This is a genomic window from Micromonospora sp. NPDC051006, assembly GCF_044456245.1.
Taxonomy (GTDB): Bacteria; Actinomycetota; Actinomycetes; order Mycobacteriales; family Micromonosporaceae; genus Micromonospora.
The window spans coordinates 119,331-145,212 of sequence record NZ_JBITFP010000010.1 but is presented as its reverse complement, the minus strand read 5'-3'; the positions used below and the strand labels follow the sequence as shown (position 1 = coordinate 145,212).

Here is a 25,882-nt window from a genome sequence, read left to right as displayed (position 1 = left end):
CGGCGGCGGTCCGGGACGGCACGTGACCGTCGACATACCCGGGCGGTCGGCATCGCCCGCCCCGAACGGTAAGGATGGAGGAGATAATTAAGGCTTACGGCGGGGGAACGCGTGGCGAGCAAGACGAGTCGGGACGTGCTTATCCGGGGCTTCGTTGTCCTCGGACGGGCGATCCGGGAGCAGCCCCGGATCTTCGCGGTCGCGGTGAGCGGCAGTGTGCTCTTCGGGCTCATGGTGATCGCCAGCGCGTACGTCGTCGGCGCGGTGGTCGGCGACGTGGTGGTCCCCGCGATCGCCCGCGGGTCGATCGGCGTCGGCGCGCTCGTCCTGGCCGCCACGGCGCTCTTCGGGATCAGCGTGCTGCGGGTGGTCGGGATCTTCGGCCGCCGGCTCGGTGCGGGCTACATGCAGTACCGCCTCCAGGCCGCCTACCGGCGCCGGGTCACCCGCCGCTACCTCGATCTGCCGCTCTCCTGGCACCACCGCAACGCCACCGGCACCCTGCTCTCCAACGCCAACTCCGACGTCGAGGCGGCCTGGTACCCGATCGCGCCGCTGCCGTTCGCCGTCGGCACCCTGGTGATGCTGGTTGGCGCGGTCGTGTCGCTCTTCGTCACCGACTGGGCGCTGGCCCTGGTCGGGCTGGCGGTCTTTCCGGCGCTGTTCGCGCTGAACGTGGTTTACTCCCGCCGGATGGCGCCCCGGCAGGCCCGGGCCCAGCGGCTGCGGGCCGAGGTCAGCGGAATCGCCCACGAGAGCTTCGACGGCGCGCTGGTGGTCAAGACGATGGGCCGGGAGGCGCAGGAGACCGCCCGGTTCGCCGGTCGGGCCGGCGAGCTGCGCGACGCGCTGATCGCGGTCGGGCGGCTGCGCGGCGTCTTCGACCCGATGCTGGAGGCCCTGCCCAGCCTGGGCACCCTCGCCGTGCTGGTGGTCGGCGCGTTCCGGCTGCGGCAGGGCGCGATCGACGTCACCGAGCTGGTCAGCGTGGCGTTCCTCTTCACCGTGCTGGCCTTCCCGGTGCGGGCGATCGGCTGGGTCCTGGCCGAGCTGCCGCGCAGCGTCGCCGGCTGGGACCGGGTCAGCCGGGTGCTCGACGCCACCGGCGAGATGCCGTACGGCGACCGCGAGTTGCCGGCCGATCCGACGCCGGCCACTCTCCAGTTCGCCGACGTCAGCTTCGGCTACGAGCCGGCCGAGGCGCACCTGCCCGGTACCGAGGTGCTCGGCGAGGTCAGCTTCACCGTGCCGGCCGGTCGGACGGTCGCACTGGTCGGGCCCACCGGCGCCGGCAAGTCGACCATCGCGTCGCTGGCCGTGCGGCTGGTCGACCCGCGCTCCGGCACGGTCACCCTGGACGGGGTGGACGTCCGCCAGCTCACCGCCGGGTCACTGGCCGCTACCGCCGCGCTGGTCGCCCAGGTGCCGTTCGTCTTCGACGACACGGTGCGCGCCAACATCGCGCTGGACCGGCCGGGGATCGGCGACGACGACGTCTGGGCGGCGCTGCGGCTGGCCGAGGCGGACGGCTTCGTCGCCGGGCTGCCCGACGGGCTCGACACCATGGTCGGGGAGCGGGGCACCTCGCTCTCCGGCGGGCAGCGGCAGCGGCTGACCCTGGCCCGGGCGCTGGCCGGCCGGCCACGGCTGCTGGTCCTCGACGACGCGACCAGCGCGGTCGACCCGAGAGTGGAGGCGGCCATCCTGGCCGGGCTGCGCTCGGCCGACCGGCCCGGAGCCTCCGTCGCGTCGATCCTGGTGGTCGCGTACCGGCGGGCCACCATCGCGCTGGCCGACGAGGTGATCTACATCGAGCAGGGCCGGGTGGTGGCCCGGGGCACGCATGCCGAGCTGCTCGCCACGGTGCCCGGCTACACCGACCTGGTCACCGCCTACGAGCAGGCCGAGGTGGAGCGCGCCCAGGAAGTGCCGTACGACGAGGGGGCCGACCCGCTGTCGTCGGGCCTGGAGATCGAGGTGGACCGGTGAGCGCGAGGAGTGAGCTTGCGAGCCCCGCAGTCGCGAACGAAAGGCCGGCACCGGTGAGCGCGAGGAGTGAGCTTGCGAGCCCCGCAGTCGCGAACGGAGGGGTGGACCGGTGAGTGAGGTCAAGGAGCGGCCGGAGGCGGGCGAGTCGACCTGGCGGACGCTGCGCCGGGGCCTGGCGCTCTCCCCGGAGCTGCGTACCGGGCTGATCGGCACCCTCGGCCTGGCCCTGGTCTACATGGTCGGCCGGGTCGCCGTGCCGGTCGCCGTGCAGCAGGGCATCGACCGCGGCATCGTCGGCGGGCTGGACCTCGACGTGGTGTGGATCGTGACGGCGGTGACCGCGGTCATCCTGGCGGTGACCACCCTCTGCGGTTACCTGATGATGCGCCGGTTGTTCACGGTGAGCGAGACCGCGCTGGCCAACGTCCGGACCAGGGCGTTCCGGCACGTGCACGACCTGTCGATGCTGCACCAGCAGTCGGAGCGGCGCGGCTCGCTGGTCTCCCGGGTGACCAGCGACGTCGACCAGATCACCCAGTTCCTCCAGTGGGGCGGGGTGATCCTGCTGGTCAACCTCGGTCAGCTGGTGGTCACCACGATCGTGATGCTGGTCTACTCGTGGCAGCTGACACTGGTGGTGTTCGCCGCCTTCCTGCCGGCGGTGTTCGTGATCCGGCAGCTCCAGCGCCGGCTCGGCGCGGCGTACGGGACGGTCCGCCAGCGCACCGGCACCCTGCTCGGCGCGATCGGTGAGAGCGTGGTCGGCGCGCCGGTGATCCGGGCGTACGGCATCGCCGGGCGCACCGCCCGGCGGCTGGACGAGGCGATCGACGGGCAGCGTCAGGCGCAGCAGCGGGCCATCCGGATCAGCATCGTGGGCAGCTCGGTGGGCGAGCTGGCGGCCGGCCTGGCGCTGGCCGGCGTGGTGGTGCTCGGGGTCACCCTCGGGGTGGACGGCACCCTGTCCATCGGTCAGCTGACCGCGTTCCTGTTCCTGGTCACCCTCTTCATCCAGCCGGTGCAGATCGCCACCGAGGTGCTCAACGAGGCGCAGAACGCGATCGCCGGTTGGCGCCGGGTGTTGGACGTGCTGGACGTGGCGCCGGACGTTGCCGACCCGGGCGAGCAGGGGCGGGACCTGCCGGCCGGTCCGCTGGACATCCGCTTCTCCGGCGTGGGGTTCGCCTATCCGGGCGGTCCGCCGGTGCTGCACGAGATCGACGTGGAGATCCCGGCGAAGAGTCGGGTGGCGGTGGTCGGCGAGACGGGCAGCGGCAAGACCACCTTCGCCAAGCTGCTCACCCGGCTGATGGACCCGACCGCCGGGGCGGTGCTGCTCTCCGGGGTGCCGCTGGACGACGTCCGGTTCGACTCGCTGCGTTCGCGGGTGGTGATGGTGCCGCAGGACGGCTTCCTGTTCGACGCCACGGTGGGGGAGAACGTCCGGTTCGCCCGGCCGGAGCTGACCGACGAGCAGCTCGGCACGGCCTTCGGTGAGCTGGGTCTGGCCGACTGGCTGGACGGGCTGCCCGCCGGGCTGGACACCCCGGTGGGGGAGCGCGGCGAGGCGTTGAGCGTGGGGGAGCGGCAGCTGGTCGCGCTGGCCCGGGCGTACGTGGCCGACCCCGACCTGCTGGTGCTGGACGAGGCGACCAGCGCGGTCGACCCGGCCACCGAGGTGCGGCTGCAACGCACCCTGGACGCGGTCACCCGGGGCCGGACCACGCTCGCCATCGCGCACCGGCTCTCCACCGCGCAGGCCGCCGACGAGGTGATCGTGGTGGACCGGGGTCGGATCGTCCAGCGCGGGCCGCACGACGAGCTGGTCCGCGACCCCGAGTCCACCTACGGTCTGCTCTACGCCTCTTGGCTGGAGCAGACCCGCTGAGCGCGGGTCAGCGGGAGTAGAACTCCACCACCAGCTGCTCGTCGCAGATCACCGGCACCTCGTGCCGCTCCGGCTCGCGTACCAGGGTCGCCCGCAGCGTGGCGAGGTCCACCGACAGGTACGGCTGGCCCGGCCCGTCGCCGCGGTTGGCGCCGGCGGCGGCGAGCTGGAACGGCAGTCGTTCCCGGCTGCGCTCCCGGACGCCGACGACCTGGCCGGGGCGCAGCCGGTACGACGGCCGGTCGACCTTGCGCCCGTCGACGGTGATATGCCCGTGCGCGACCAGCTGCCGCGCCTGGTAGATGCTGCGGGCCAGCCCGGCCCGGTGGACGACGGCGTCGAGTCGCCGCTCCAGGAGCGCGACCAGGCTCTCGCCGGTCTTGCCGGCGCCCCGGACCGCCTCGTCGAAGGTGCGGCGCAGCTGGGTCTCGCTGACGTTGTACTGGTGGCGCAGGCGCTGCTTCTCCAGCAGCCGCACCTGGTAGTCGGAGGTCTTGCGGCGCTGCCGGCCGTGCATGCCCGGGGGGAAGGGGCGGCGCTCGAAGTACTTGACGCACTTGGTGGTCAGGGGGATGCCGAGGGCGCGGGAGAGCCGGACCTTGGGCCGGGACTGGTTCACGGTGGACCTCTCCGATCGGGTGCTCTAGGGTGCTAGTTAGGTAAGGCTAACCTACGAAGGAGAGCGCCATGCGGCCCAGCCCTGCGGAGATCGTCCGCACTCTCGTCGCGGGCCGGCTTCCCGGTCTCGTCCACCTCGCGCACCGGCCCGGCCCGCATCACGTGCGGCACGTCACCGATCCGGACGGGCAGGTGCTGCTGCTGGTGCCGGTGGTCAGCGACCTGGCCGCCGCGCTTCGTCCGGCGGACGGCGAGGACGATGTGGCGCTCGTCCTCGACGTGCTCGACCTGCCGCCCGCGGCCGGCGCGCCGACGCTGGGCCGGGCCTGGGTTTCCGGCTGGGCGACCGAGCTGGGCGGCGACGAGGCGCGGGCGGCGGCGGTCGACTTCGCCGCCGCCGAGCCGACGGGTGACCTGCTCGACCTGGGCGTCCGGTTCCGGCTGTTCCGCTTCGAGGTGGTCGAGGCCCGCTGGGAGCGCGCCGGCGGCGTGCGCCGGATCGACCCCGAGGCGTACGCCGCGGCGGAGCCGGATCCGCTGCACCCGGTCGAGGCGGAGCTGCTGGCCGACCTCGCCGACCACCACGGCGCCGAGGTGGCGGGCTACCTGCGCCGGCAGCTCGGGCTGACCGACGACGGCGACGGCCCGCCCCGGGTGGTCCGGATCGACCGGTACGGGCTGGTCGTCGCCCTGGGGCGGCCCGGCGCCCGGCGACGGGTCCGGCTCGCCTTCCCGCACCCGGTCGCCGACCACGCCGAACTGGTCCGGCTGCTGCACCCGATGGTCTGCCCCCGCGCCGCCGCCGGCTGACCGGGGCCGGCGCTCGGCCACCCGCGGTCAGCCGGTGAGGTCACCGGTGAGGTAGCGCTGCACGGTCGGCCCGACGGTGGCCACCAGCGTCTCCGGGGCGGCGGAGGCGACCGGCTCCAGCCGGATCACGTGCCGCATCATGGCCAGCCCGATCAGCTGGCTGGCCACCAGCGAGCCGCGCAGCGGCAGCTCGGCCGGGTCGATGTCGAGATGCTCCAGCACCCGGCGCAGCACCTGGGTGACGATGAACTCCCGCAGCAGCCGGGCCGTCCACTCGTTGCTCACCGCCGAGCGCAGCAGCGCCACCCCGGCGGTGCTGGCCGGGGAGTCCCAGACCCCGAGGAACATCCGCACGAGGCGCTCGCCGATGCCGTCCGGGCCGCCCGCGAGCACCTTCGGCAGCAGCTCCCGGGGATTGACCGGCGCCTGCATCGCCGCCAGGAAGAGCTGGTCCTTGTTGCCGAAGTAGTGGTGCACCAGGGCCGGGTCCACGCCGGCGGCGGCGGCGATCGACCGGATCGAGGCCGCGTCGAAGCCGCGCTCGGCGAACGCGGCGCGTGCCGCGTCGAGGATCGCCTCGCGGGTGTCCGGCTTGCCGGGTCGCCGGCCGGTCCGTCGCGTCATCGCCGCCCTTCGCTCGTCTATCCGCCGCCCGCCGGGCGCGGTCGCCCGGTCCCGCCGGGCGCCGGTGCCCGGGCCCGCTGGCGGCTCCGGCCGGCCCCGGCGCCGGGTCAGCCGCTGCGCCGCCGCAGGGTGGTCGCGGCCAGCACCAGGGCGAGCACCACCGCCCCGGCCACCACCGTCAGGTCCCGCCACATCCGACCGGTCGGGTCGGCGTGCGCGCCGACCTCCTGCAACGCCTCGACGGCGTACGACAGCGGCAGCGCGTCGCTGACCGCCTGGAGCCAGCCGGCCATCTGATCCCGGGCCACGAAGAGCCCGCAGAGCAGCAGCTGGGGGACGACCACGACCGGCATGAACTGTACGGCCTGGAACTCGGTGCGGGCGAAGGCGCTGCAGAGCAGCCCGAGCGCGACGCCGAGCACCGCGTCGACCACCGCGATCAGGATCACCAGCCCGCTGCTGCCCGCGGTGTCCAGGTCGAAGACCCAGTAGGCCACCCCGGCGGCGACCGCGGCCTGCACGGTGGCGGCGAGACCGAACGCGATGCCGTAGCCGAAGAGCAGGTCCAGCTTGCCCAGTGGGGTGGTGAGCAGCCGTTCCAGCGTGCCGGTGGTGCGCTCCCGGAGCATGGCGATGCTGGTCACCAGGAACATGATCACGAAGGGGAAGATGCCGAGCATGACCAGCGCCACCCGGTCGAACGTCGACGGCTGTCCGGGCGGGGTGGGCTGGTCGGCGTACATGAAGTAGACCAGGGTGAGCAGCGCGGCCGGGACGGCGACCAGGAGCGCGACGGTGCGCCGGTCGTGCCGCAGCTGGCGCAGGACGCGGCCGGTCGTGGCGGCCAGGATCCGGGCGTTCACGCCGCCTCCCCGGTGCCGGCCGGGGCCGCCTCGCTGGCCCGGATCAGTCGCAGGAACGCCTCGTCGAGGTCGTCGACGCCGGCGGCGGCGCGCACCGCATCGGGGCTGTCGTCGGCGATCAGTTGCCCCTCGCGGATCAGCAGCAGCCGGTCGCAGCGGGCCGCCTCGTCCATCACGTGGCTGGAGACGAGCAGGGTGGTGCCGGCCGCGGCCATGGCGTGAAACCGGGCCCAGAGGTCGGCCCGCAGCACCGGGTCCTGCCCGACCGTGGGCTCGTCCAGGATGACCAGCTCGGGCTGGCCGACCAGCGCGCAGGCCAGCGAGGCGCGGCTGTGCTGGCCGCCGGAGAGGTTGCCGACCAGTTGGCCGGCGGCCGAGGCGAGCCCCACGTCGCGGATCGCCTGCTCGGCCTCGGCGTGGCCGCGCCCGTAGAGCGCGGCGAAGTAGCGGGCGTTCTCCCGCACCGTCAGGTCGGCGTAGACGCTGGGCGCCTGGGTGAGGTAGCCGACCCGGTGGCGCAGCGCGGCGGACCCGGCGGGCTGGCCCAGCACGGTGACGCTGCCGCCATGGACCAGCTGCACCCCGACCATCGCGCGCATGAGGGTGGTCTTGCCGCTGCCGCTCGGCCCCAGCAGCCCGGTGACCGCGCCGCGCGGGACCGCGCAGCTGATGCCGTGCAGCACCCGCCGTCGACCCCGGTCGACGACCAGGTCACGGACGGCGATCGCATCGTCCATCGTCCACCTCCCGAAAACTCATCATGTGCTGAACTCAACGCTAGATGAGATACCGCCTGGCACGCAACGGTTGACTTCGTGTGCACTCGAACTGGAAGCCTGGACGGGTGGACGTGGACATCAGCACTCGGGAGATCACCCTCACCGTCGGCGAGGCGGCCGAGCGGGTCGGCCTCACCACCTACACGCTGCGCTGGTACGAGCAGGAGGGCCTGGTGGCGCCGGTCGGGCGGGACTCCGCCGGACGGCGTCGGTACACCCCCGGCGACGTGGACTGGCTCTTCCTGCTCACCCGGCTGCGCCGGACCGGTATGCCGGTGCGCGACATGCGCCGCTACGCCGAGCTGGCCCGGCAGGGCGACCGCACCCTCGGTGCCCGGCGGGCGCTCTTCGAGGCGCACCGCGACCGGGTGCTGCAACGGATGGCCGATCTCGAGGAAGACCTGAAGGTGCTCAACTACAAGATCGATGCCTACCGACGCGCGGAGCACGAGACCCGGTGACCCGCCGCCGGACGGGGTGACCGGAAGATCGACGGTCACCGACGAAAGGTATCCTGAGGCAGCAATCAGAAGCCTCGGGCACTAGCCATCGGACCGGACAGTCGGTCCGGCATCGGACATTGCGCCTCGAACGGACGTGCGGCACGATGACGCCGTGGGTCACGCTCCGTTACCGGACGCCGGCTTCCTCGACGACTGGGCCGCCCGGCTGCGCCAGTTCGCCGAGCGGCCCGTCGTCGGCATCATGCTGCGCGGCAGCCACGCCCGGCAGGCGGCCACCGCGCACAGCGACGTCGACCTCGACGTGCTGGTCGTCGGCGCCCCCTACGCGGCGCAGCGGGCCTACCTGGCGCGGACTCCGGGCAGGCTGACCCATGTGTCGGTGGCCGCCCGAGACATCCGGTCCTGGGTGGCCCGGCTCGGCGAGCCGGCCGACTGGGCGTTCGGCCTGCCGGTCTTCGCGCCGGCCCGGCTGCTCTGGGCCGACGCCCACTGGCGGCCCCGGATCGACCTGCCGGTGCTCTGTCAGCCGGCCGGTGAGCCGCAACTGGAAGAGCTGATCGCCACGCTGGGTAAGGCCGCCCGGGCCCGGGCGACGGGGGACCACCTCGGCGTCCGGCTCGCCGTCGCGGACCTGGCCCGGCTCTGCCCCTCGGTGCTCCGGCTGGCCAACCCCTCGGTGCGGGTCGCCTCCCGCCGGGCCGCCTTCGCCGCCGCGCTGAACCTGTCGGTCGCGCCGCCCGGCTACCGCGAGGACATGCTGCTCTGCCTCGGCCTGCGCCCCGGCGCCACCGGGCAGCTCTGGGCGGCGGCGGTGCGGCTGGTGACCGGCACGCTGCCGCTGATCCGCCCGTACGCCGCGCGGATCGCCGAGGCCGCCGGGGCGGACCTGGCCGACGCGCTGCTCGACGGCCGGCTGCGCCGCTACGTCGCCCAGCTCACCGGCCCCACGGAGGGTCCGAACCGGCCCGGTCGGGAGTCGTCGCCGGTACCAGCGCCGCGTGCGGGAGAATGGCTCACTGTGCCCGTACCTGACGCGCCGGTGACCGGCGCCCCCAGCGAAGCGAGCGAGCCGACGGCCGCGGCCCGCCCGTCCCGGCTCGACCCGGCCATCGCGGCCCGGCTCCGGCGTACCGCCGACGGGCTGGTGGCGGCGGTCGTGCGTCAGCACGACTCCGGCGAGGTGCTGATGGTGGCCTGGATGGACGACGAGGCGCTGCATCGCACCCTCACGACCGGACGGGCGACCTACTGGTCGCGCAGCCGGCGGGAGTACTGGGTCAAGGGCGCCACCTCCGGGAACCACCAGTACGTCCGCTCGGTGGCGTTGGACTGCGACGGCGACGCGTTGCTGGTCAGCGTCGACCAGGTCGGCGCGGCGTGCCACACCGGTCACCGCACCTGCTTCTTCGAGGAACTGCCGGTCACCGGCGCGGAGGCGCCGTGAACGCCGTGGTCCCCGCCGGCGACGCGGGACGGGGCCGGTCATGACCGACGGCGTGGTGAGCCCCGACGAGGCGACCTTCACCGGGCTGGCCGCCCGCTGGCGGGTGGTGCCGGTGACCCGGCGGCTGCTCGCCGACGCGGAGACCCCGGTCGGGGTCTACCGGAAACTGGCCGGCGGCCCGGGCACCTTCCTGCTGGAGTCCGCCGAGCAGGGCGTCGGCTCCGCCGGGATGGCCTGGTCGCGCTACTCGTTCATCGGCGTACGCAGCGGCGCCACCCTGGTCGAGCGGGACGGCGCGGCGGCCTGGCTCGGCCAGCCACCGGCCGGGCTGCCCACCACCGGTGACCCGGTCGAGGTGCTGCGGGAGACCGTCGCGGCCCTTGCCGGCCCGGCCTGGGACCCGGCCAGCGGGATGCCGCCGCTGACCGGGGGCATGGTCGGCTACCTCGGCTACGACCTCATCCGGCGCTTCGAGCGGCTGCCCGAGCTGACCGAGGACGACCTGGGTGTGCCGGAGCTGGGCATGATGCTCGCCACCGACCTGGTGGTGCTCGACCACTACGACGGCTCGGCGATCCTGGTCGCCAACGCGGTCCTGCCCCCGCTGGACGAGCCGGACCGGGACGCGCGGGTCGCCGCGGCTTACCACCACGCGGTGGGGCGGCTGGACGCGATGACCACGGCGCTGTCCCGGCCGATCCCGCCGATGATCTCCACGGTCGACCGGCCCCCGACCGGCGAGGTGGCCAGCCGCACCCCGGACGGCGGCTATCCCAAGGCGGTGGAGGCGGCCAAGGAGGCGATCCGGGCCGGCGAGTGCTTCCAGATCGTGCTGTCGCAGCGCTTCGAGCGGACCACCCACGCCGACCCGCTGGACGTCTACCGGGTGCTGCGCACCACCAACCCGAGCCCGTACATGTACCTGCTGCGCTTCGACGGCTTCGACATCGTCGGCTCCTCGCCGGAGGCGCACCTGAAGGTGACCACCGCCGCCGACGGGCAGCGCCGGGCGCTGCTGCACCCGATCGCCGGCACCCGACCGCGCGGTGGCACCGCGGTCGCCGACGCCCGGCTCGCCGCCGAGCTGCTCACCGACCCGAAGGAGCGGGCCGAGCACGTCATGCTGGTCGACCTGGGCCGCAACGACCTCGGCCGGGTCTGCCAGCCGGGCACGGTCGAGGTGCCGGAGTTCGCCACCATCGAGCGGTACAGCCACGTCATGCACATCGTCTCCACCGTGGTCGGCACGCTGCGGGCGGACCGGACGGCGTTCGACGCGCTGGCCGCGACGTTCCCGGCCGGCACCCTCTCGGGCGCGCCGAAGGTGCGGGCCATGGAGATCATCGAGGAGCTGGAGCCGGTCCGGCGCGGTGTCTACGGCGGCACCGTCGGCTACTTCGGCTTCGGCGGCGACCTGGACATGGCGATCGCCATCCGGACCGCGCTGATCCGTGACGGGCGGGCCTACGTGCAGGCCGGGGCCGGCGTGGTGGCCGACTCCGACCCGGCCGCCGAGGACCAGGAGACCCGGAACAAGGCCGCCGCGGTGCTGGCCGCCATCGTCGCCGCCGAAACCCTGCGGGCCGCCCGGTGAGCGCGAGGTGTGCGGCGCAGCGGAGCCCCGCGGTCGCGAACGAGAGGCGGCCCCGGTGAGCGCGGGCGGGCGGCCGGGCGCGGGCCGGCGCGAGCTGACGTGCGCGGTGCTGCTCAGCCTCGCCGGCGCGGGCCTCGCGCTCTGGGCGGCGACCCGCACCTGGTCGGTCGAGCTGACCGTACGCCCGACGCCGCTGCCGCCGGAGCGCACCACCCACAGCGGTGGTGGCCTGCTGCCGTGGCTGCCGGCCCTGGCGGTGGTCGGGTTGGCCGGCGGGGGCGCGGTGCTCGCCACCCGGGGCCGGCTGCGCCAACTGCTCGGCGTCCTGCTCGCCCTGCTCGGGGTGGCGGTGGCGGTCGGCGGTGGCTACGGCCTGCTGGCCGGGTTCGCCGGGGCGATGAACCGGCAGTGGCCCGCCCTCTGTCTGCTCGGCGGGCTGATGGCCGCCGCGGGTGGGCTGTTGACGGCGCTGCGGGGGCGCGGCTGGCCGGCGATGGGCGCCCGGTACGAGCGGCCGGCCCGGGTCGAGCCGGCGGGACCGGTGGCCCCACCGCCCGGCCCCGTCGCCGGGCGGCGCACCACCGAGGCGTGGGACGCGCTGGACCGGGGCGAGGATCCGACGGTCAGCTGACCGGCTGCTCCTCGCGCTGACGGCGGGCGGCGGCCCGGGCCGCGGCCAGCTCGGCCACCAGGCGGTCCAGCTCGGCCCGCCGGTCGGCGCGGGCCCGGTCGGCGCAGACCGCCTCCCACGCGTTCCCCCGCGCGGTCCGCATCCGCCCCTCGCCGACCACCGCCCGCTCCAGCGTGTGCACCACGCCGACGGCGAGGGACGCGACGGTCCGCGAGATGGTGGTCAGTCCGACGGTCGGGTTCGGATCGGCAGTGCTCATGGTCACCCCGCAGGAGGATGGTTGGCGACGGGTCGGCAGGCGCGTCATCGAGTCTGCCTGAGGGACATGCTTGCCGGCTCACGTTTCGCCGCGGTGACCGGCCGGTCAACTGTCCATCAGGGGCCAACACCAGGACAGGGCCACTCGTCCTTGAGCTTGGTCACAGCATCGACGCACATCGCTGAGCGGGCGGCGGGCGACCCGGTGGTGGCATGATCTATGGGTCGACGTCGATGCGAGCCGGGGTTGGCCCCGAGCGTCGCCGGTCGGTCCGGGAGGTGGCGCTGCGTGACATCCTCTTCACGGCAGGTCGGCCATTATGCCCCAGCCGGTTTCGTGAGCCGCGCCATACCCCCACCACCTGGCGCCAGCTGGCGCCCCCTAGCATCGGCCCATGACACCCGGAGAGGGGAGTCCGATGGTGACTGCTGAGCATGCGCACGCGGAGGGGGACGAGGCCGGTCCGGCGGCGTCCGCAAGCGTGCTCGACGAGATCCTGGCCGGGGTGCGCGAGGACGTCGCCCGGCGGCAGGAGCAGGTTCCGCTGGAGCGGATCCGGGAGCTGGCCGCCGCCGCCCCGCCGCCGCTGGACGCGTACGCGGCCCTGCGCCGCCCCGGCGTCGCGGTGATCGCCGAGGTGAAGCGCTCCTCGCCGTCCAAGGGTCAGCTCGCCGAGATCGCCGACCCGGCCGATCTGGCCGGCGACTACGCGGCCGGTGGCGCCCGGGCGATCAGCGTGCTCACCGAGGGGCGCTGGTTCGGCGGCTCGCTGGACGACCTGGCGGCGGTCCGCGCCGCGGTGCAGATCCCGGTGCTCCGCAAGGACTTCGTGGTCTCCAGCTACCAGGTGCACGAGGCGCGTGCGCACGGCGCCGACCTGGTGCTGCTGATCGTCGCCGCGCTGGAGCAGAACGTGCTGATGGGCCTGCTGGAGCGGATCGAGTCGCTCGGCATGACCGCGCTCGTCGAGGTGCACGACGAGGAGGAGGCCGACCGGGCGCTGGAGGCCGGTGCGCAGGTCATCGGGGTCAACGCCCGCGACCTGCGTACCCTGGAGGTCGACCGCTCGGTCTTCGAGCGGATCGCGCCCGGCCTGCCGAGCAGCGTCGTCAAGATCGCCGAGTCCGGCGTACGGGGTCCGCACGACCTCATCCGGTACGCGTCGGCCGGCGCCGACGCGGTGCTGGTCGGCGAGGGCCTGGTCACCCAGAAGAGCCCTCGGGAGGCGGTGGCCGAGCTGGTCAACGCCGGCAACCACCCGGCCACGCCCCGCCCGGCGCGCTGATCCCGCGCCGGCTCCGCCCGCAGCGAGAGGACGATCCGATGAGCGCCGACGCGCTGGCCCCGGCGGCCGGCCCGCAGCCCGACTCCGCCGGCCACTTCGGCCGCTTCGGCGGCCGTTTCGTGCCCGAGGCCCTGGTGGCCGCGCTGGACGAGCTCGACGGGGCGTGGCGCACAGCGATGGCGGACGAGTCCTTCCGGGCCGAGTTCGGCGCGCTGCTGCGTGACTACGCCGGCACGCCGTCGCTGCTCTACGAGGCCCGGCGGTTCTCCGCGAAGGTCGGGGCCCGGGTGCTGCTCAAGCGGGAGGACCTGAACCACACCGGCGCGCACAAGGTGCGCAACGTGCTCGGTCAGGCGCTGCTCACCAAGCGGATGGGCAAGACCCGGGTGATCGCGGAGACCGGCGCCGGCCAGCACGGGGTGGCCACCGCCACCGCCGCCGCGCTGTTCGACCTGGAATGCGTGGTCTACATGGGCCAGGTCGACACCGAGCGGCAGGCGCTCAACGTGGCCCGGATGCGGATGCTCGGCGCCACGGTCGTCCCGGTGACCAACGGCTCGCGGACCCTCAAGGACGCCATGAACGAGGCGATGCGGGACTGGGTCGCCAACGTCGACGACACCCACTACCTGATCGGCACCGCCGCCGGCCCGCACCCGTTCCCGGCCATGGTGCGCGACTTCGTACGCGGCATCGGCGACGAGGCCCGCCAGCAGTGCCTCGACCTGACCGGCGCGCTGCCCGACGCGGTGACCGCCTGCGTCGGCGGCGGCTCCAACGCGCTCGGCATCTTCCACGCCTTCGTCGGCGACCCGGACGTCCGGCTCCACGGCTTCGAGGCGGGTGGCGACGGGGTCGCCACCGGCCGGCACGCGGCCAGCATCACCGGCGGCTCCGCCGGCGTGCTGCACGGCACCCGCACCTACGTGCTGCAGGACGCCGACGGCCAGACGCAGGAGTCGCACTCGATCTCCGCCGGCCTGGACTACCCCGGGGTCGGGCCGGAACACGCCTGGCTGCACGACACCGGCCGGGCGACCTACGCCCCGGTCACCGACGACGAGGCGATGGCCGCGTTCGAACTGCTCTGCCGCACCGAGGGGATCATCCCGGCGATCGAGAGCGCGCACGCGCTCGCCGGCACCGTCACGATCGCCCCGAAGCTCGCCGCCGAGCTGGGCCGGGAGCCCACCATCGTGGTCAACCTCTCCGGCCGGGGCGACAAGGACGTGCACACCGCCGGCGACTACTTCGGCATCCTCGACAAGGAGCAGTGAGATGAGCCGGATCGGGGTCGCCTTCGACAAGGCCCGCGCGGACGGCCGGGCTCTGCTGGTCGGCTGCATGCCGGCCGGCTTCCCCACCGTCGAGGGCAGCATCGCGGCGATGACCGCGATGGTGGAGGCCGGGGTCGACGTGATCGAGGTGGAGATCCCCTACTCCGATCCGGTGATGGACGGCCCGGTGATCCAGAAGGCCAGCGACATCGCGCTCGCCGGCGGGGTGCGCACCGCCGACACGCTGCGCATCATCGAGGCTGTCGCGGCCACCGGCGCGCCGGTGGTCACCATGACCTACTGGAACCCGGTCGAGCGGTACGGCGTCGACGCCTTCGCCCGTGACCTCGACGCCGCCGGCGGCACCGGCCTGATCACGCCGGACCTCATCCCCGAGGAGGCCGGCGAGTGGCTGGCCGCCTCGGACGCGTACGGGCTGGACCGCACGTTCCTGGTCTCCCCGTCCTCCACCGACGCGCGGCTGGCGATGACCGTCGAGCACTGCCGGGGCTTCGTCTACGCCACGGCGATCATGGGGGTGACCGGCGCGCGGTCGCAGACCTCCACGGCGGCGCCGGTGCTCGTCTCCCGGGTGCGGGAGGTGACCGACCTGCCGGTGGGCGTCGGGCTCGGCGTCGGCACCGGTGCGCAGGCCGGCACGGTCGGCGGCTACGCCGACGGGGTGATCGTGGGCAGCGCCCTGGTCCGCTGCCTGCTCGACGCCCCGGACGAGGCCGCCGGGCTGGCCGCGCTGCGCGCGCTCAGCGCCGAACTCGCCGAGGGCGTGCGCAACCCCACCCGCTGAGCCCGCCCGCGCGGCAGCGCCGCTCGGACGCGTCTCCTCCGCAGCCAACGTCAGCCTCGGAGTTGCCCAACCGGCGGAACCGCGTGACGAGTGGTGTCACCGCTGGGCGGAGGTGTCCCGCCCGGGTCGCGGGCCCGGCACCGCCCGGCCCGGGTCGAGCTCCGGGGTCGGGCCGCAGCAGCCCAGCACGCCGGAGTGGCCGGCGGTGGCATCGGCGACGGCCACCCGGGTGGTCGGGGTGACCGCCGCCGGCAGCGCCGACGGGTCGTGCCAGGAGAGCCGGCACCCGCCGGGCGGTTCGGCCGCCGGCCGGTCGCCGCGGATCCGGGCCCGGAAGACGTGTACGAGGACGTCCGGCGGCAGGGCCGGCCGGCCGGGCGGCGTCACCTCGGGCGCCGGCTCGGTGAGCCGATAGAGCCCGACCAGGTCGATCACCTCGATGTCGTACCCGGTCTCGGCGCGGATGTCGCGCACCGCCGCCTCGATCGGGCTCTCCGCCCGCCGCAGCCGCCCGCCGGGCAGCGCATAGCGCCGCTCGCCGCGACCCTGGCGGCAGAGCAGCACCCGACCGGCCCGATCGGTGACGATCGCAGCGACCGCCCAGGTGAGCGTGCTCATGGACAAAGAGCCTACGGCGGCGCAAACCAGAAGTCATCGCGATCGGTCCGACCGGTGGACCGGGGTGCCACCGAACGGCTCCGCAGCGGTAGCGTGTGCATCCGTGACTCTCGCCTCGCTGTCGCCCCAGGCGGCCCTGCCCAGCCCCAGCACCGCCGTCTGGCAGCTCGGACCGGTGCCGATCCGGGCGTACGCGCTGTGCATCATCGTCGGCATCGTGGTGGCCTGCCTGGTCACCGAGTACCGGTTGCGGCGGCGCGGGGTCGCACCCGGCGCGGTGCTGGACATCGCGGTGTGGGCGGTGCCGACCGGCATCATCGGCGCCCGGATCTACCACGTGATCACCTCGCCGGAGAAATACTTCGGCACCGGTGGCGACCCGATGAAGGCGTTCGCCATCTGGGAGGGTGGGCTCGGCATCTGGGGCGCGGTCGCCGGTGGCGCGATCGGCGCCTGGATCGCCGCCCGGCAGCTCGGCATCCCGTTCGCGGTGGTCGCCGACGCGCTGGCCCCGGGTCTGCCGCTGGCCCAGGCGATCGGCCGGATCGGCAACTGGTTCAACAACGAGCTCTTCGGCGGCCGGACCACCCTGCCCTGGGGTCTGGAGATCCACCGGATGGACCCGGACAACCCGGGTCACGCGCTGCGCGACGACGCCGGCCAGCCGATCCTCGAACCTGGTCTCTACCAGCCGACCTTCGCCTACGAGGCGATCTGGAACGTCGGCGTCGCCGCGCTGGTCTTCTTCCTCGACCGCAAGCTGCGGCTCGGTCGGGGGCGGGCGTTCGCGCTCTACGTGATGGGCTACACCGCCGGCCGGTTCTGGATCGAGCTGATGCGCACCGACGAGGCGAACACGATTCTCGGCGTCCGGCTCAACGTCTGGACCGCCGGGCTGGTCTTCCTCGGCGCGCTGATCTACTTCGTGCGGGTCCGCGGCCCGCGGGAGTACCTGATCCCGCTCGACGCGGCCACGCCGGCCGTGCCGGCCACGCCGGCCGGATCCGACGTCTCGCAGGTCGACCTCTCCGCGCGGGAGGCCGGGTCCCGCCCGGCCGCGCCCGAGGGCTACCGGGTGGTCGACGAGGAGCAGTTCCGGGCCTACCAGGAGACCGGTGCGGTGCCCGCCGATCCGGTGGCCGACGCGCCGGGCGCCGACGGCACGTCCGCCGACGAGGCGACGGTGCCCGCCGCGCGGTCCGACACGGCGGCCGACGCCGAGCCCGACGCCGGCGACCCGGACCGGACGGTCGAGGAGACCGAGCCGACCCGCGACGACGACCGGGCCGGCGCGACCGGCTCCGGCCCGGCCGAGCGCGACAGCTGACGGGGGAGCGGCACCATGCGTAGTGCGGTGGTGGTCGGCGCCGGGATCGGCGGCCTGTCGGTCGCCGGCGCGCTGGCCCGCTCCGGCTGGCGGGTCACCCTGCTCGAACGGGCCGACCGGGTCCGCCCCGAACCGACCGCGGTGGTGCTCTGGCCCAACGGGGTGCGTGCGCTGCGGGCGCTCGGCCTCGGCGCCGGCCTGGAGGCGATCGCCACCCCGCTGCCCGACACCGGGGTACGCCGTCCCGACGGGCACTGGCTGGTGCAGCCCCGCCCCGTCCCGGCCGACCGGATGCCGGTGGTGGTGCACCGGGAGGACCTGCACGACGCGCTGATCGCCGGTCTCGGCGACCGGGTGGAGCTGCGCACCGGCGTGACGGTGCGCAGCGTCCGCGCCGAGCCGGGCGAGCGGCCGGCGGTCGGCGACGGTCGGCAGACCATCGAGGCCGACCTGGTGGTCGCCGCCGACGGGACGGACAGCGAGGTGCGCCGCCGGCTCGCGCCCGAGGCCACCGTGGTCAGCTCGGGCTCCGCCGCGTGGCGCGCGGTGATCCCCTGGTACCGGGCGCCCCGGCTGGCCGCCGAGCAGCCGATCGGCGGCGAGGTGCTGGGCGCCGGTTACCGTTTCGTCTCCGCGTCGCTGGGCGAGCGCGGCTCGTCGGGTGGCTCCAGCCGGGGCGGCATCTACTGGGTGGCCACCGCGGCCGGCGCGCCCCGCCCGGAGCCGCCGGAGACCCAGCTCGCCCTGCTCCGCCGCTGGTACGCCGGCTGGCCGGGGCCGATCGGCGACCTGCTCGACGCCACCGACCCGGCCGACCTGGTCCAGCAGGAGGTTCGCGAGCTGCGCCCGTTGCCCCGCGCTTACGGCTTCCCGGCCGGCCCGGGTGGCGTGGTGCTGCTCGGCGACGCGGCGCACGCCATGCCGCCGCACCTGGGGCAGGGCGCCTGCCTCGCCTTCGAGGACGCGGCCACCCTCGCCGTGTTGCTGCGCGAGTCCCGGTTGCCCGACGCCGTGCAGGCGTACGACCGGGTGCGCCGCCCCCGGGCGGCGAGCGTGGTCCGGCAGACCCGCCGGATGTCGGCGGTGCTGCAGACACGGGGCCGGCTGGCGCTGCGGGCCCGCGACGCCGCGCTCGGCACCCTGAGTCCCCGCCTGCTCAACACCGCCGCCGCCTCCGCCGCCCAGTGGCGCCCGCCGGCCTGACACCGCCGCCGCCCGCGTCGATCATGCAGTTGTGGTGGTGGACGAACGGCGCGATTCACCCCGGTCCGGGCACCACAACTCCATGATCGACGGGGTCGCGACCCCGGTCAGGGGATGAGCGCGGCGGGTTCGGCGATGCAGGCGGTGCCGATCCGGCGGAAGCCGACCCGCAGGTAGACCCGGGCGATCTCCTCGCTGCCGGCGGAGAGGAAGATCAGCTCGGTGCCGGCGGCGTGCAGTTCGCGGGCCAGTGTCGCGGTGACCGCCGCGCCCAGCCCTCGGCGGCGGGCGGTGGGCAGCGTGCCCACCCCGGCGATCTCGGCGACGTCGCCGACCCGCATCGCCATCCCGCTGGCCAGCGCCCCGTCCGCCGCCGTGGCGGCCACCACCGACAGGCGCCGGCCGTCCGCGATCCGGGCGCGTTCCTCGTCGAGCGCGGCGAGTTCCAGCTCGGTGACGGCCGCGTCCCGCTGCGCCGGACCGGCGTCGCCCGGGGCGGTGCCGGCCGCGGCGAACGCCACCGCGGCGACCGCCCGGCGGGCCGCCACCTCCGCGGCGAAGTCCGGCGAGTCCGGGTCCAGCACCCGCACCGGTACGTCGGTGAGCGTCGCCGGGTCGGGCAGTGCCGCCGGGTCGAGCACCATCAGCGGGGCCTCCAGCACGGCGAGCCCGGCCGAGCGGGCCACCGGCAGCAGCTCGGGCGTCGTCTCGTGCACCCACTCGAAGGCCTCGGGCAGGCCCAGCTCCCGCTGACGCTCCCGGGCGGCGTTGACGTCGGCCAGCGAGGGGGCTTCGGTCGCGTCCCGCCGGGGCCGGGCGTAGAACGGGAAACCGCCGCCGTCGCGGACGAAGAGCACCAGTCCGCCGTACTCCTCCACTCGCGCCGCATCGCGGGGCACCGCGTCGTAGAAGCGTTCCAACCGGTCGAAGAGGTCCTTGTGCAGGGGATCCACCGCGCGAGACTACACGTCCCAGACTCTGGAAGGTGTGATCAATCTGGACTGGCCTTGCGGCCCCCGCCCTAACGTAGACTCAATAGACCCACGAGGGCCGACGTCGTCCCGACCATGCTCCAACCTGAGTGACGACAGGAGGCCCGGTGGCCTTTCCGTACCCGTACCCGCACCAGCCGCAGTCGGCCCCGACCCTCGGCGTGCCCGCGGCCGGGCTCTACGACCCCGCTCAGGAGCACGACGCGTGCGGCGTGGCCTTCGTGGCGGACCTGTACGGCCGCCGCTCGCACGCGGTCGTCGAGAACGGTCTCGGCGCGCTCTGTCGGCTGGACCACCGGGGCGCCCGTGGCGCGGAACCGAACACCGGCGACGGCGCGGGCATCATGATCCAGGTGCCGGACGCCTTCCTGCGCGCGGTGGTGGACTTCCCGCTGCCGCCCGCCGGCGAGTACGCCACCGGTCTGGTCTTCCTCCCGGACGACGACGCCGCCGAGGCCCTCGCCCGCCGGGTGGTCGAGAAGTACGCCCTGGTCGAGGGGGCCGAGCTGCTCGGCTGGCGGGACGTGCCGGTCGACCCGAGCGGGCTGGGCGAGACGGCGCTGGCCGCCCTGCCGAGGATCCGGCAGCTCTTCCTCGCCGCCCACCGGCTGACCGACTCGCCCGCCGGGCCGGCCGGCTCGGCGCTGGACGGCCTCGAGCTGGACCGGGTGGCGTTCTGCGTGCGCAAGCAGGCCGAGCGGGAGAGCGCCGAGCGCGGCGCGCCGGCGTACTTCCCGTCGCTGTCGGCGCGGACGATGGTCTGGAAGGGGATGCTCACCCCCGACCAGCTGCCGGAGTTCTATCCCGAGCTGACCGACGAGCGGGTGCGGAGCGCGATCGCGCTGGTGCACTCCCGGTTCTCCACCAACACGTTCCCGTCCTGGCCGCTGGCGCACCCGTACCGGTTCATCGCCCACAACGGTGAGATCAACACGATCCGCGGCAACCGGAACTGGATGCAGGCCCGCGAGGCGCTGCTGCGTACCCCGGGCCTGCCCGGCAACATCCGGCGGATCTTCCCGGTCTGCACGCCCGGCGCCTCCGACTCGGCCAACTTCGACGAGGTGCTGGAGCTGCTGCACCTGGCCGGGCGGAGCCTGCCGCACGCGGTGCTGATGATGATCCCCGAGGCGTGGGAGAACGACCCGGGCATGCGCCCGGACAAGCGCTCCTTCTACCGCTTCCACGCCAGCCTGATGGAGCCGTGGGACGGCCCGGCCTCGGTCGCCTTCACCGACGGCGAGATCGTCGGCGCGGTGCTGGACCGCAACGGGCTGCGCCCGGGGCGCTGGTGGCGTACCGACGACGGCCTCGTGGTGCTCGGCAGCGAGGCGGGCGTGCTCGACCTCGACCCGGCCCGGGTGGTCGCCAAGGGCCGGCTCCAGCCGGGTCGGATGTTCCTGGTCGACACCGTGGCCGGCCGGATCGTGCACGACGAGGAGATCAAGGCCGAGCTGGCCGCCGCCCAGCCGTACGGGGACTGGCTGCACGCCGGGCTGATCGAGCTGACCGACCTGCCGGCCCGCGAGCACATCGTCTACACCCACGACTCGGTCCGCCGCCGGCAGCAGACCTTCGGCTACACCGAGGAGGAGCTGAAGATCCTGCTCGCGCCGATGGCCCGCAACGGCGCCGAGCCGATCGGCTCGATGGGCACGGACACCCCGATCGCCCCGCTCTCCACCCGGCCGCGGCTGCTCTACGACTACTTCCACCAGCTCTTCGCGCAGGTCACCAACCCGCCGCTGGACGCCATCCGCGAGGAGCTGGTGACCAGCCTCAGCTCCACCATCGGCCCGGAGGGCAACCTGCTCGACCCCGGCCCGGCGAGCTGCCGGCAGATCGTGCTGCCCTACCCGGTGATCGACAACGACGAGCTGGCCAAGATCCTCTCCATCGACGAGGACGGCGACCTGCCCGGCTTCAAGGCCGTCCGGGTCTCCGGGCTCTACCGGGTCCGCGACGGCGGCGCCGGGATCAAGGCCCGGCTCACCGAGATCTGCCGGCACGTCTCCGAGGCGATCGAGGACGGGGTGCGGATCCTGGTCCTCTCCGACCGGGACTCCAACGCCGACCTGGCCCCGATCCCGTCGCTGCTGCTCACCGCGGCGGTGCACCAGCATCTGGTCCGCGAGCAGACCCGTACGCAGGTGGCGCTGATCGTCGAGTCCGGCGACTGCCGCGAGGTGCACCACGCGGCGGTGCTGATCGGCTACGGGGCGGCGGCGGTGAACCCGTACCTGGCCTTCGAGTCGGTGGAGGACATGATCTCCACTGGCGCGCTGGTCGGCACGGACCCGGCCGCCGCGGTGCGCAACTACGTCAAGGCCCTCGGCAAGGGCGTCCTGAAGATCATGTCCAAGATGGGCATCTCGACGGTGTCGTCGTACTGCGGCGCGCAGGTCTTCGAGGCGGTCGGGCTGGAGGCCCGCCTGGTGCAGCGCTACTTCCGGGGCACTCCCAGCAAGATCGGCGGGATCGGCCTGGCCGGCATCCACGCCGAGGTCGCCGCCCGGCACGCCCTGGCCTGGCCGCCCGCCGGAACCCCGGCCTCCGACCGGCTGGAGGTCGGCGGCGAATACCAGTGGCGCCGCGAGGGCGAGCTGCACCTGTTCAACCCGGAGACGGTCTTCCTGCTCCAGCACGCCACCCGCACCCGTCAGTACGAGATCTTCCAGCGGTACACCGCCAAGGTGGACGAGCTGGCCGCGCGGACCGGCTCGCTGCGCGGCCTGTTCACCCTGCGCGCCGGGGTGCGCCCGCCGGTGCCGCTCGACGAGGTGGAGCCGGCCACCGAGATCGTCAAGCGGTTCGCCACCGGCGCCATGTCGTACGGGTCGATCTCCGCCGAGGCGCACGAGACGCTCGCGATCGCGATGAACCGTCTCGGCGGCAAGTCCAACACCGGCGAGGGCGGCGAGGACGTCGAGCGGCTCTACGACCCGGCCCGACGCTCGGCGGTGAAGCAGATCGCCAGCGGGCGGTTCGGGGTGACCAGCGAATACCTGGTCAACGCGGACGATCTCCAGATCAAGATGGCCCAGGGCGCCAAGCCCGGTGAGGGCGGGCAGCTGCCGGGCAACAAGGTCTGGCCCTGGATCGCCCGGACCCGGCACGCCACCCCGGGCGTCGGCCTGATCTCCCCGCCGCCGCACCACGACATCTACTCCATCGAGGACCTCGCCCAGCTGGTGCACGACCTGAAGTGCGTCAACCCGGCCGCCCGGGTGCACGTCAAGCTGGTCAGCGAGGTCGGCGTCGGCACCGTCGCTGCGGGGGTGGCGAAGCTCAAGGCGGACGTCATCCTGATCTCCGGCCACGACGGCGGCACCGGCGCGTCCCCGCTCAACTCGCTCAAGCACGCCGGCACCCCCTGGGAGCTGGGGCTGGCCGAGGCGCAGCAGACGCTGCTGCTGAACAAGCTCCGCGACCGGGTGACCGTGCAGGTCGACGGCCAGCTCAAGACCGGCCGGGACGTGCTCGTCGCGGCGCTGCTCGGCGCCGAGGAGTTCGGCTTCGCCACCACGCCTTTGATCGTGGCCGGCTGCGTGATGATGCGGGTCTGCCACCTGGACACCTGCCCGGTCGGTATCGCCACCCAGAACCCGGTGCTGCGGGAGCGGTTCACCGGTACGCCCGAGTTCGTGGAGAACTTCTTCCTCTTCCTCGCCGAGGAGGTCCGCGGCTACCTGGCCGAGCTGGGCTTCCGGTCGATCGAGGAGGCGATCGGGCACAGTGAGCTGCTCGACGTCGTACCGGCGGTGGAGCACTGGAAGGCGCACGGCCTGGACCTGTCGCCCGTGCTGCACCTGCCGGAGCTGCCGCCGGACGCGGCCCGGCGCGGCATCCGGGCCCAGGACCACGGGCTGGACCGGGCGTTGGACAACGAGCTGATCGCCCTCGCCGGGCCGGCCCTGCGCGACGGCACCCCGGTCCGGGTCGAGGTGGACATCCGCAACGACCACCGCAGCGTCGGCGCGATGCTCGGCGGCGAGGTGACCCGCCGTCACGGCGGGGCCGGGCTGCCCACCGACACGATCGAGTTCGCCCTGCGCGGCACCGCCGGGCAGTCCTTCGGCGCGTTCCTGCCCCGCGGGGTGACCCTGCGACTGCACGGTGACGCCAACGACTACGTGGGCAAGGGGCTCTCCGGCGGCCGGGTCATCGTCCGACCGGATCCGGCGGCGCCGTTCGTCGACCCGGACGCCGCCACCGGGGAGCGGGCCGAGGACCAGATCGTCGCCGGCAACACCATCCTCTACGGCGCCACGGCCGGTGAGGTGTTCCTGCGCGGGCGGGTCGGTGAGCGCTTCGCGGTGCGCAACTCCGGCGCGGTGGCCGTCGTCGAGGGCGTCGGCGACCACGGCTGTGAGTACATGACCGGCGGGACGGTGGTGGTGCTCGGCCCGACCGGGCGCAACTTCGCCGCCGGCATGTCGGGCGGTGCCGCCTTCGTCCACCGGCTCGACCGGGCCCGGGTCAACACCGAGCTGGTCGACCTGGCGCCGCTGCGCGAGGAGGAGCAGGCGGTGCTGCACGAGCTGGTGCAGCGACACCTCGCGGAAACCGACTCGGCGGTCGCCGGGGAGCTGCTCAAGCGCTGGCCGGAGGCGGTGGAGGAGTTCACCGCCGTGGTGCCCCGGGACTACCGCCGGGTTATGGAGATCATGCGGGCCGCCGAAGCCGCCGGCCGTGACGTCGACGACGCGGTGATGAGCGCACTAGCGGCGTCAGCCGCCTCCTCGTCGCAGCCGCAGCCCTCCGCGTCGTCTCTGCCGCCCGCCCCGCGGGCGGCCGCCCAGGAGGTGGCTCGTGCCTGACCCGAACGGTTTCCTGCGCTATCCGCGGCGGATGCCGGCCCGCCGGCCGGTGCCGGTGCGGATCAGCGACTGGCGGGAGGTGTACCCGCCGGCCGGCGAGGAGCTGATCCGCGAGCAGGCCACCCGCTGCATGGACTGCGGTATCCCGTTCTGCCACAGCGACACCGCCGGCTGCCCGCTGGGCAACCGGATCCCGGACTGGAACGACCTGGTCCGGACCGGCAACTGGGACGCGGCGGTGGAGTCGCTGCATGCCACCAACAACTTCCCCGAGTTCACCGGGCGGCTCTGCCCGGCGCCCTGCGAGGCCGCCTGCGTGCTCGGCATCGCCGGGGGTGAACCGGTCACCATCAAGCAGGTCGAGGTGGAGATCGCGGACGCCGCCGTCGCCCGGGGCGGCCTGCGGCCGGTGCCGGTGCCGGCGCCCACCGGTCGCTCGGTCGCCGTGGTCGGCTCCGGCCCCGCGGGCCTCGCCGCCGCCCAGCAGCTGGCCCGCGCCGGGCACGCGGTGACGGTGTACGAGCGGGACGACGCGATCGGCGGGCTGCTCCGCTACGGCATTCCCGACTTCAAGCTGGAGAAGCGGCACGTCGACCGGCGGCTGGCCCAGCTCGCGGCCGAGGGGGTCGAGTTCCGCACCGGGGTGAACGTCGGCGTCGACGTCACCGCCGAGCAACTGCGGGCCCGGCACGACGCCGTGCTGCTGGCCTGCGGCGCGCTGGCCGGCCGGGACACCCCGGAGACCCCGGGCCGGCAGCTGCGCGGCGTGCACCAGGCGATGGCGCACCTGGTCGCGGCCAACCGGGTGGTCGCGGCGGCGGGCGAGGGTCGACCGGCGCTGGCGGTGCTGCCCGACGGCACGCCGATCGACGCGGCCGGCAAGCACGTGGTGATCATCGGTGGCGGCGACACCGCGGCGGACTGCCTCGGTGTCGCGCACCGTCAGGGCGCGGCCGGGGTGCACCAGCTCGACCTCTACCCGAGGCCGCCGCAGGCTCGTGACGAGGAGCGCGACCCGTGGCCGACCTGGCCGTGGATCCTGCGCAGCTACCCCGCCCACGAGGAGGGCGGCGAGCGGGTCTTCGCGGTGGCGGTGCAGGAGTTCGTCGACGACGGCACCGGCCAGGTGCGGGCGGTCCGGATCGCCGAGGTGACCGTGGAGAAGCGGGACGGCCGGCGGACGGTCACGGTGCTGCCCGGCAGTGAGCGGGAGCTGCCCGCCGACCTGGTGCTGCTGGCGATCGGTTTCGAGGGCACCGAGGAGCAGCCGCTGCTGGCGCAGTTCGGGGTGGTCCGCAACGCCCGCGGTGCGGTGGACGCCGGGCCGGACTGGCAGAGCAGCGAAGGCGTCTTCGTCGCCGGAGACATGCACCGGGGCGCCTCGCTGATCGTCTGGGCGATCGCCGAGGGGCGGGCGGCGGCCGCCGCCATCCACGCCCACCTCGGGGCCGGCGGCGCGTTGCCGGCGCCGGTGGGCTCGGCCGCGCAGCCGCTCGCCGCGCGCTGACCCGACCCACCCGCGGCCGACGGCCGTCGCTTCCGGGATGCCTTCCCGGGGGCGGCGGCCGTTGTCCGCATGGCTCCGCCGGTGT

21 protein-coding genes and 1 pseudogene are annotated in these 25,882 nt (G+C 74.4%); 15 read left to right on the top strand and 7 right to left on the bottom strand.

The features are described 5' to 3' along the window. Positions 1 to 111 precede the first annotated feature (111 nt). Entirely contained in the window at positions 112 to 1,989 is a 1,878-nt protein-coding gene (locus ACIBBA_RS17940) for an ABC transporter ATP-binding protein (RefSeq protein ID WP_396698472.1), read from the top strand. Positions 1,990 to 2,098: 109 nt separating this feature from the next. Then, on the top strand, positions 2,099 to 3,877 hold the full coding sequence (locus ACIBBA_RS17935) for an ABC transporter ATP-binding protein (protein ID WP_396698470.1): 1,779 nt from the start codon (positions 2,099 to 2,101) through the stop codon (positions 3,875 to 3,877). Between the two features lie 7 nt (positions 3,878 to 3,884). Here ACIBBA_RS17935 and rpsD read toward each other — a convergent pair whose 3' ends face one another. Continuing rightward, positions 3,885 to 4,496, bottom strand: coding sequence for a 30S ribosomal protein S4 (rpsD, locus tag ACIBBA_RS17930; RefSeq protein ID WP_396698468.1), 612 nt, complete (start codon positions 4,494 to 4,496; stop codon positions 3,885 to 3,887). Positions 4,497 to 4,564: 68 nt separating this feature from the next. On the opposite strand from rpsD, the gene ACIBBA_RS17925 reads away from it, so the two are divergent. Continuing rightward, positions 4,565 to 5,305, top strand: a complete 741-nt coding sequence (locus ACIBBA_RS17925) for a DUF2470 domain-containing protein (protein ID WP_357050310.1) — start codon at positions 4,565 to 4,567, stop codon at positions 5,303 to 5,305. A gap of 27 nt (positions 5,306 to 5,332) precedes the next feature. Here the strand turns inward: ACIBBA_RS17925 and ACIBBA_RS17920 are convergent, their stop codons facing one another. The 3 genes from ACIBBA_RS17920 to ACIBBA_RS17910 all read right to left on the bottom strand — a co-directional run bounded on the left by ACIBBA_RS17920 (position 5,333) and on the right by ACIBBA_RS17910 (position 7,529). After that, a complete protein-coding gene (locus ACIBBA_RS17920) occupies positions 5,333 to 5,929 on the bottom strand; it encodes a TetR family transcriptional regulator (protein WP_350872948.1) in 597 nt (198 codons plus the stop codon). A gap of 107 nt (positions 5,930 to 6,036) precedes the next feature. Then, complete coding sequence (locus ACIBBA_RS17915; protein WP_357050315.1) at positions 6,037 to 6,792, bottom strand: ABC transporter permease; 756 nt, start codon at positions 6,790 to 6,792, stop codon at positions 6,037 to 6,039. Continuing rightward, positions 6,789 to 7,529: an ABC transporter ATP-binding protein gene (locus ACIBBA_RS17910; protein ID WP_396698465.1), complete on the bottom strand. Its 741-nt coding sequence runs from the start codon at positions 7,527 to 7,529 to the stop codon at positions 6,789 to 6,791. The genes ACIBBA_RS17915 and ACIBBA_RS17910 overlap by 4 nt, the downstream gene beginning before the upstream one ends. 107 nt (positions 7,530 to 7,636) lie before the next feature. On the opposite strand from ACIBBA_RS17910, the gene ACIBBA_RS17905 reads away from it, so the two are divergent. The 5 genes and pseudogenes from ACIBBA_RS17905 to ACIBBA_RS17885 all read left to right on the top strand — a co-directional run bounded on the left by ACIBBA_RS17905 (position 7,637) and on the right by ACIBBA_RS17885 (position 11,704). Beyond that, positions 7,637 to 8,032, top strand: coding sequence for a MerR family transcriptional regulator (locus tag ACIBBA_RS17905; RefSeq protein ID WP_350872498.1), 396 nt, complete (start codon positions 7,637 to 7,639; stop codon positions 8,030 to 8,032). Positions 8,033 to 8,276: 244 nt separating this feature from the next. Next, positions 8,277 to 8,873: pseudogene (locus ACIBBA_RS17900) on the top strand (phosphoribosyl-AMP cyclohydrolase); the annotation flags it as partial. 180 nt (positions 8,874 to 9,053) lie between these two features. Beyond that, positions 9,054 to 9,479, top strand: coding sequence for a phosphoribosyl-AMP cyclohydrolase (hisI, locus tag ACIBBA_RS17895; RefSeq protein ID WP_396698571.1), 426 nt, complete (start codon positions 9,054 to 9,056; stop codon positions 9,477 to 9,479). Positions 9,480 to 9,519: 40 nt separating this feature from the next. Next, entirely contained in the window at positions 9,520 to 11,073 is a 1,554-nt protein-coding gene (locus ACIBBA_RS17890) for an anthranilate synthase component I (RefSeq protein WP_396698462.1), read from the top strand. A gap of 55 nt (positions 11,074 to 11,128) precedes the next feature. Continuing rightward, positions 11,129 to 11,704, top strand: coding sequence for a Trp biosynthesis-associated membrane protein (locus tag ACIBBA_RS17885; protein WP_396698460.1), 576 nt, complete (start codon positions 11,129 to 11,131; stop codon positions 11,702 to 11,704). Here ACIBBA_RS17885 and ACIBBA_RS17880 read toward each other — a convergent pair. Then, complete coding sequence (locus ACIBBA_RS17880; protein WP_350872950.1) at positions 11,697 to 11,963, bottom strand: hypothetical protein; 267 nt, start codon at positions 11,961 to 11,963, stop codon at positions 11,697 to 11,699. The genes ACIBBA_RS17885 and ACIBBA_RS17880 overlap by 8 nt on opposite strands. A gap of 481 nt (positions 11,964 to 12,444) precedes the next feature. Between ACIBBA_RS17880 and trpC the strand changes: the two genes are divergently transcribed. The 3 genes from trpC to trpA are packed head-to-tail and all read left to right on the top strand — an operon-like array spanning position 12,445 to position 15,330. Further along, positions 12,445 to 13,248 (top strand): indole-3-glycerol phosphate synthase TrpC, encoded by an 804-nt coding sequence (gene trpC, locus ACIBBA_RS17875; protein WP_350872951.1) that lies wholly within the window; start codon positions 12,445 to 12,447, stop codon positions 13,246 to 13,248. Positions 13,249 to 13,286: 38 nt separating this feature from the next. Beyond that, positions 13,287 to 14,525, top strand: a complete 1,239-nt coding sequence (gene trpB, locus ACIBBA_RS17870; RefSeq protein ID WP_396698458.1) for a tryptophan synthase subunit beta — start codon at positions 13,287 to 13,289, stop codon at positions 14,523 to 14,525. Position 14,526: 1 nt separating this feature from the next. Beyond that, complete coding sequence (gene trpA, locus ACIBBA_RS17865; protein ID WP_357050332.1) at positions 14,527 to 15,330, top strand: tryptophan synthase subunit alpha; 804 nt, start codon at positions 14,527 to 14,529, stop codon at positions 15,328 to 15,330. Positions 15,331 to 15,426: 96 nt separating this feature from the next. On the opposite strand, the gene ACIBBA_RS17860 is transcribed toward trpA, so the two are convergent. Next, on the bottom strand, positions 15,427 to 15,948 hold the full coding sequence (locus ACIBBA_RS17860) for an NUDIX hydrolase (RefSeq protein WP_396698456.1): 522 nt from the start codon (positions 15,946 to 15,948) through the stop codon (positions 15,427 to 15,429). 103 nt (positions 15,949 to 16,051) lie between these two features. Here ACIBBA_RS17860 and lgt point away from each other — a divergent pair, with 103 nt between their 5' ends. Further along, positions 16,052 to 17,275, top strand: a complete 1,224-nt coding sequence (lgt, locus tag ACIBBA_RS17855; protein ID WP_396698454.1) for a prolipoprotein diacylglyceryl transferase — start codon at positions 16,052 to 16,054, stop codon at positions 17,273 to 17,275. A 15-nt stretch (positions 17,276 to 17,290) separates the two neighbouring features. Beyond that, the gene (locus ACIBBA_RS17850) at positions 17,291 to 18,478 is read left to right on the top strand and encodes an FAD-dependent oxidoreductase (RefSeq protein WP_396698452.1); all 1,188 of its coding nucleotides are present in this window, start codon (positions 17,291 to 17,293) and stop codon (positions 18,476 to 18,478) included. A gap of 107 nt (positions 18,479 to 18,585) precedes the next feature. On the opposite strand, the gene ACIBBA_RS17845 is transcribed toward ACIBBA_RS17850, so the two are convergent. Then, the gene (locus ACIBBA_RS17845; protein ID WP_396698568.1) at positions 18,586 to 19,422 is read right to left on the bottom strand and encodes a GNAT family N-acetyltransferase; all 837 of its coding nucleotides are present in this window, start codon (positions 19,420 to 19,422) and stop codon (positions 18,586 to 18,588) included. Positions 19,423 to 19,577: 155 nt separating this feature from the next. Here ACIBBA_RS17845 and gltB point away from each other — a divergent pair, with 155 nt between their 5' ends. Both gltB and ACIBBA_RS17835 read left to right on the top strand, forming a co-directional pair. Beyond that, positions 19,578 to 24,290 carry a glutamate synthase large subunit gene (gltB, locus tag ACIBBA_RS17840; protein ID WP_396698450.1) on the top strand — a complete coding sequence of 1,571 codons (4,713 nt, stop codon included), beginning with the start codon at positions 19,578 to 19,580 and terminating at the stop codon, positions 24,288 to 24,290. Next, on the top strand, positions 24,283 to 25,797 hold the full coding sequence (locus tag ACIBBA_RS17835) for a glutamate synthase subunit beta (RefSeq protein ID WP_396698448.1): 1,515 nt from the start codon (positions 24,283 to 24,285) through the stop codon (positions 25,795 to 25,797). Before gltB ends, ACIBBA_RS17835 begins: the two co-directional genes overlap by 8 nt. The last annotated feature ends 85 nt before the right edge of the window (positions 25,798 to 25,882 follow it).

What these genes read in the sequence shown, in the direction of transcription:
- ACIBBA_RS17925 (WP_357050310.1), top strand. Translation starts at nt 4,565, where the DNA reads ATGCGGCCCAGCCCTGCGGAGATCGTCCGCACTCTCGTCGCGGGCCGG.
- ACIBBA_RS17920 (WP_350872948.1), bottom strand. Translation starts at nt 5,929, where the DNA reads ATGACGCGACGGACCGGCCGGCGACCCGGCAAGCCGGACACCCGCGAG.
- ACIBBA_RS17910 (WP_396698465.1), bottom strand. Translation starts at nt 7,529, where the DNA reads ATGGACGATGCGATCGCCGTCCGTGACCTGGTCGTCGACCGGGGTCGA.
- ACIBBA_RS17890 (WP_396698462.1), top strand. Translation starts at nt 9,520, where the DNA reads ATGACCGACGGCGTGGTGAGCCCCGACGAGGCGACCTTCACCGGGCTG.
- ACIBBA_RS17880 (WP_350872950.1), bottom strand. Translation starts at nt 11,963, where the DNA reads ATGAGCACTGCCGATCCGAACCCGACCGTCGGACTGACCACCATCTCG.
- trpB (WP_396698458.1), top strand. Translation starts at nt 13,287, where the DNA reads ATGAGCGCCGACGCGCTGGCCCCGGCGGCCGGCCCGCAGCCCGACTCC.
- trpA (WP_357050332.1), top strand. Translation starts at nt 14,527, where the DNA reads ATGAGCCGGATCGGGGTCGCCTTCGACAAGGCCCGCGCGGACGGCCGG.
- ACIBBA_RS17860 (WP_396698456.1), bottom strand. Translation starts at nt 15,948, where the DNA reads ATGAGCACGCTCACCTGGGCGGTCGCTGCGATCGTCACCGATCGGGCC.
- ACIBBA_RS17850 (WP_396698452.1), top strand. Translation starts at nt 17,291, where the DNA reads ATGCGTAGTGCGGTGGTGGTCGGCGCCGGGATCGGCGGCCTGTCGGTC.